At 56.0% G+C, this 455-nt stretch carries 1 pseudogene; it reads left to right on the top strand.

The annotated features are described in order from the left end of the window. Positions 1-13: 13 nt before the first annotated feature. Positions 14-455 (top strand): annotated as a pseudogene (locus tag ACEU5R_RS31980) (hypothetical protein); the annotation flags it as partial.

Below are 455 nucleotides of genomic sequence, written 5' to 3'. Positions count from 1 at the left end.
TTCCAGGTGCGCCATGCGACGAATAGCCACTCCTACCCGACATCTGAACAAGTTCGGCCCCGGCCGCGACGGCTTTGCCAACGGCGATCCGATTGCCGGCGTGCCATCGACGGATCTGGAAGCCGAATGGTTTGATGCCATTCAAGAAGAAATCGCTGCTGTAGCAGAATTCGGCGGGATACCGCTCAATCCGAACGATAACAAGCAACTCCTGCAGGCTATCCAGCGGATCTATCAACTACAGAAGCAGCAAACTCCGAACGACACTACTGACGGTCGGCTGCTAACCGTTGGGAAGGCCTTTGGCCTCGGTGCTGTAAACCATCTCGGCCAGGTTGACCTGGACAGCGTATTGACGTCGCAAATTGCAAGTCAATGGAACAGTGCGTGGGCAACAATCGATAAGCACTATCCCGTCGCTGGCATCAGCGGCACCGGCAGTCTAGTCGTTGTGG

The sequence above is a fragment of the Achromobacter sp. 413638 genome, from assembly GCF_043119405.1.
GTDB lineage: Bacteria > Pseudomonadota > Gammaproteobacteria > Burkholderiales > Burkholderiaceae_B > Achromobacter.
Note: the sequence above shows the minus strand (reverse complement) of the source record. Positions and strands in the feature narration are given on the sequence as shown.